At 64.6% G+C, this 4,940-nt stretch carries 4 protein-coding genes; 1 reads left to right on the forward strand and 3 read right to left on the reverse strand.

Features of this window, described 5'->3' with window-relative positions; translation table 11 throughout:
* Positions 1–136: 136 nt before the first annotated feature.
* Positions 137–1,945, reverse strand: a complete 1,809-nt coding sequence (locus GY937_03940) for an ABC transporter ATP-binding protein (GenBank protein MCP5055859.1) — start codon at positions 1,943–1,945, stop codon at positions 137–139.
* Complete coding sequence (locus GY937_03945) at positions 1,932–3,731, reverse strand: ATP-binding cassette domain-containing protein (GenBank protein MCP5055860.1); 1,800 nt, start codon at positions 3,729–3,731, stop codon at positions 1,932–1,934. Before GY937_03945 ends, GY937_03940 begins: the two co-directional genes overlap by 14 nt.
* A gap of 120 nt (positions 3,732–3,851) precedes the next feature.
* Here GY937_03945 and GY937_03950 point away from each other — a divergent pair, with 120 nt between their 5' ends.
* Positions 3,852–4,094: a hypothetical protein gene (locus tag GY937_03950; protein ID MCP5055861.1), complete on the forward strand. Its 243-nt coding sequence runs from the start codon at positions 3,852–3,854 to the stop codon at positions 4,092–4,094.
* On the opposite strand, the gene GY937_03955 is transcribed toward GY937_03950, so the two are convergent.
* Positions 4,075–4,782 (reverse strand): phytanoyl-CoA dioxygenase family protein, encoded by a 708-nt coding sequence (locus GY937_03955; GenBank protein MCP5055862.1) that lies wholly within the window; start codon positions 4,780–4,782, stop codon positions 4,075–4,077. The two genes, GY937_03950 and GY937_03955, sit on opposite strands and share 20 nt — an antisense overlap.
* Positions 4,783–4,940: the final 158 nt, after the last annotated feature.

A 4,940-nucleotide genomic window follows, 5' to 3' on the forward strand; every position in this document is an offset into this window, starting at 1 on the left:
AGGTGACAGTCTGTGCGGTAGAATCCGGCTTCATGAAGGGGCCCTTGTTGAGGGGAAACGGGTGTCGCAACACGTTTCTACCGCAACTGGGGCCTTCTTCAATTCAAGAACGAGACTTCTTCATGAATTTTCCGGGCTAGGCGCTGTAGGCCGCAGCCTGGATGCTGTAGAGCTCGGCGTAGTGTCCGCCCATCGCCATCAAATGCTCGTGGGTTCCGACTTCGACGACCCGCGCGCCGTCGATCACCACGATCAGATCCGCCATGCGCACGGTGCTGAAGCGATGGGAAACGAGCAGGGTGATGCGGCCGTCCGGAGTGGCCTCACGGGATTGGCCATCCTGGGAAACCGCCGCGTAGCGTTCGAAGAGAGCGTGCTCCGTCTCGGCGTCGAGTGCCGCGGTCGGCTCGTCGAGGGCCAGGACCAGGGGGCGATCCCGCATGAAACCGCGGGCGAGGGCGAGCTTCTGCCACTGCCCGAAGCTGACTTCGACGCCCTCCGGCCAGCTCGGCCCCAGCTGGGTATCGATGCCCGCGATGAGATGCTCCACTACGTCCTCTGCTCCAGCTCGCTCCACCGCAGTGCCAACCGCGGGCCGTTCGTCGAGGCGGGGGACGTCGCCAATTCCAACGGTATGCAGCGCATGGAACTCGAAACGGAAGAAATCCTGGAAGGCTCCAGCAAGGCGCGCTCGCCAGTCCCGCACTGCCATGCGGGCCAGGTCAGCACCCTCGACCAGGATGTGGCCTTTCGTCGGGAGATAGAGACGAGCCAGGAGTTTTACCAGTGTCGTCTTGCCCGCACCGTTTTCGCCGACGATGGCAACGACGGATCCAGCGGGCAGATGCAGATCGACATCCTCGAGGACGAGTCGGTCGGTCCCCGGGTAGGCGAAGGAGACCTTCTCGAAACGGATCCCGTCCTTCAGCCTTTCGGGGACCGGCGTGTCGGCGGCCTCCTCGAGCGAAGCCGCGTAGTCCTCGAGCCAAGCCATCCGCCGGGAGCCGTCGAGCCAGATTCCGCGGAGGAAACCGATCTCTCCGACCGTGGCACCGATGTAGGCCGATAGTCGTGAACCCGCCGCGAGTACGAGCAACACATTGCCTGGTGTCTCCCCGAGGCCCGAAGAGACGAAGACCACCGATCCAACGAACGCTGCGCCGAAGACCATCCAAGCAAGGGAGTGCCAGAGGGCGCTGCCCCAGCGCGCCTGCGAAACCGGGCCGTACCAGTCTTCCCATGCTTCGCGCCGTCGCCGTGCCAACGATTCGCCCACACCGATTACCCGCACTTCTTTCCCGGGCGGGGCCGTCGTGAGGGTGTCGAAGAGGTGGCGAGCAAGGCGGTTGTAGGACGCACCTTGCTCTTCGGCAATTCGCTCCACCCCCGGGCGCCACGCCGAAGTGAATACGGTTGGAAGGGCGAACAGTGCAAGCAACGCCAGGGCCGGATGGATCTGGACCATCAAGGCGATCGTCACTCCGAGCCGGAGGATCCAACCGGCCGTACTGAACAAGGAGGCGTACATGTGATCGAGGACGAAGACCTGGTCGCGCAGCACGGCGAGACGATCGAGAAGATTGGGACGTTCGTGATGTTCGAGAGTGGCGACCGAGGCTTGCAAGTGCGCCACATGGGTTTCGAGGGCGATCGTCACCTGATCGCGGAAACGGCGCTGCGTGCGATCGCTGATCACCCGAAGGAACCAGGTTGCCGCAGCGGAGAAGCCGAGCCCGCCGGCAGCGAGCCCGATGAGTCGGCCATCCTCGCCGAGGACGCCGTCGGCCAGGAGCTTGAGCCAGAGCGCGAGGAGCGCATCGGGAAGTGCGGCCACGAGCGAAAGCCCGAATGCGGTGACGAGCAGCGCCGGTTCCGCCTCGTAGCCTCGTTTCAATGCACGCCACATGGAGGGAAGGGCGCGGGGGAGATCGTCAATCGAGGGCATCGAGCCCCTCGTCTTCTTCTTCGCCGCTGTTGAAACGCGAAGCTTGAAGCTCGAACATCGTGCAATAGCGGCCGCCCCGCGCCATCAGCTCTTCGTGGCTGCCCAACTCGATCAGCTTGCCTGCTTCGAGCACACAGATGCGATCGGCGTGGCGAACGGTCGAGAAGCGGTGGGAGATCAGGATCGTCGTGGTGTCGCGGGTTGCGGCGAGGATGCGCTGGAAGATCTCGGCTTCGCCGCGCACGTCGAGCTGAGCGGTGGGCTCGTCGAGAAGCACGATTCCAGCCCCTTGGCGTACCGCACAGAGCGCGCGCGCCAATGCGATCCGCTGCCACTGGCCTCCCGAAAGATCGGTTCCACCCGGGTAGCCGCGCGCCAGGATCGTCTCCAGATCCGCCAGATCGCTGGCGCCGGCGTCGGCCAATGCCGCGAGGATGGCGTTGTCCTCCGCACCGGATGGCGCGACGTTGTCGCGCAGGGGGAGTTCGAAGCGGATGAAATCCTGGAAGACGGCCGTGATGCGCTCGCGCCAGGCCTGCAGGTCGAGGCTCGCGATGTCGACGCCATCCACCTCGATGGCCCCGCTTTGAGGCTCGTAGAGACGGCATAGGAGCTTTGCGAGGGTGGTCTTGCCGGCGCCGTTCTGTCCGACGATCGCCAGGGAGGAACCGGCGGGGATGCTGAGATCGAAGCCGTCGAGGACCGGCTCTCCGGTCGCAGGGTAGGCGAAATGGACATCGCGGAATCGGATCTCTCGTGCCGGGAGGTTGGCGGCGACTCTGTTTCCGTGGGACAAGGCTCCAGCGGAGGCCATGCTCTCATTCAGTCGCACTACGGCTCCCGCTGGAGCAGCCGCTCCGTCGAGTGCCCAGGACAAGCCACCGAAAGTGATCATGCTCGTACCGATGGCGGCGCTTGCGAAGGTCACGAGCTGACCCAAGGCGAGTGAGCCATCCGCGGCCGCTGCGGCCAGCGAGCCGAAAACGAACACGTTGGCAGCAAGGGCCAACGACAGACTCCCGATCACGGATCGCTCCCGGAGCCGCGTCGCTTCCCAGCGCAGCTCGAAGAGCTGGCGGCGGCGCTGCCGGAAACGTTCGACGGTCCACTTCGCGAGGCCGAACAGACGCAGCTCTTTTGCCGCGTGTGGCTCCACCGCGAGCTTGTAGGCGTAGTCCGCGTGGCGCTGCGCTTCGCGAACTTCATTCGTGTTGCGATCCTTCCACACCGCGCTCTCGCGCAGCAGCCAATGGGTGGCGAGCCAGGCGCCTCCAAGCACCAGCGGCGCCCACCATGCGTAGGCGGCCAGGACCGCCGCGGACGCGAGCCCACCGATCATCTCCACCAGGCCCGTAGCGATGAAGTCCATCGAGATGTTCAGGGGTGGGCCGCTGATTCCCAGATCGAAATCCCTGGCCATCGTGAGATCCTGGGTCAGCTCGGGATTCTCCAGGTGTCCCATGCCCGGGGGGCCGACACAGGCGCCGGAGAGCTGGTCGTAGAGCCAGGCCGCGGTCTTGCTGCCGAGGTTCGCGCTGAAGGCCTGATGCAGGGGCGCCAATACCTGCAACAACACGAACACCCCGCCGACCCACGCGAGAGGTACCGCCAGGCTCGTGCCACCCTCGACGGCTCCTATGAGCATGCCCATTGCGACGGCGAAGAACGCCGGCAGCGCACCGCGAAGCAGCAGGATCGCCCACCAGCCGATGGCAAGGAGCCTGTCGGCCTCGGGAAGGATGGCGAAGAAGCCCCACTCATCGCGGTTCCTCAATCGCTCGATCACAGAGCCTCCAAGAAAGAAGGCCCATTAGGCCACAGGTTGCGGCCCACGTCCATGAGGGTGTTGGCTCGCGTTCCGAGGCAACGGGCTTGGGATCGGAGGGGCGGTAACTACCCTCGTCCCATGCGCATTCTCATCCTGCCCGTTCTCGCTGCGCTGAGTGGCTGCGCCGCGACGGTGCCGCTGGAGCAGCATCAGGCCCTGGAGACCAGCCTTGGCGAGCTTCGCGCGGGCCAGGAGGTGTTGCGGACCGAGCTCGAAGAACTCCGGGATACGAATCAGCAGCTCACGGCGATGGTCGCAGCCCAGCGCATGATCATCCGGGATCTTCGCTGTCGCCCCAAGGTCACGATCGAGGCGGAGTAGCTTCCGTCGGCTCAGTGCCCTGGGCATCATCCGGCGCCTGGCGGACGACGTGGATTCGTTGGGCACGCATCATGCGCGGTGTCGCAGCAGCGTTTTCTGCCGTCGCGTGAAGCATCCAGGGGTGACACAAGATCACGTCACCCGCATTGCCACACAGCTCGACCACGCGCACTGGGACCCCCTGGATGGTGTGGCTTCGCAGGGTGAAGCGCTGCACGCGATCCTCGCGTGTGGCGTCATCCTCGGACGAGAGATCATGCAACCAGGGATCACTTCGCAGGAACGCTTCTCTCGTGACCTTCATCTTCTCCTTGCCGCACGAGGCTCGTTGCTCGACGAAGCGTCGCAGCAGGTGATGGGAACCGTTGACGACGACAGTTCCGCCAGCACGGGGTTTGACGTCTCCGAGAAAGCTGAAGACGAGCACGCCGAAGAGCGGAGGATCCGGGAGTCGGAAGCTGAAGTCGGTATGCCAGACCCGGTGGGGAATCGTCCAGCTCTCCGAATCAGACGAGCCGTTCGCGGATCTCGCGTCGTGTGACGGGAACGAGATCAAGAACTGGCCCCACTCCTTGGGGACGCGCCAGCGCCCGGCGCCGAGGAGCTGATCGAGGCTCGAGGTCAGCGTCTCACTACCGATCGCGTCGAAGATCTGTTGGCTCTTCAGGTTCTGGAGTTTGTCGATCATGCCCGAAGGCCAGGTCTCGGGTGTAGACGCTCACTCAGAAGCGTAGAAATCTGATCATTTGGCCGGGGGGCGACGCAGCCCGCCGTTCCGGATTCCGATTCAGATCTTCCGGGTCGAAAGGTCCTTGACCCAGGGCGAACGCCCTCCCGGCTCGACCG

It is taken from the genome of bacterium (assembly GCA_024228115.1).
In the GTDB taxonomy this organism is placed as follows: domain Bacteria; phylum Myxococcota_A; class UBA9160; order UBA9160; family UBA6930.

What these genes read in the sequence shown, in the direction of transcription:
- GY937_03940 (MCP5055859.1), bottom strand. Translation starts at nt 1,945, where the DNA reads ATGCCCTCGATTGACGATCTCCCCCGCGCCCTTCCCTCCATGTGGCGT.
- GY937_03950 (MCP5055861.1), top strand. Translation starts at nt 3,852, where the DNA reads ATGCGCATTCTCATCCTGCCCGTTCTCGCTGCGCTGAGTGGCTGCGCC.
- GY937_03955 (MCP5055862.1), bottom strand. Translation starts at nt 4,782, where the DNA reads ATGATCGACAAACTCCAGAACCTGAAGAGCCAACAGATCTTCGACGCG.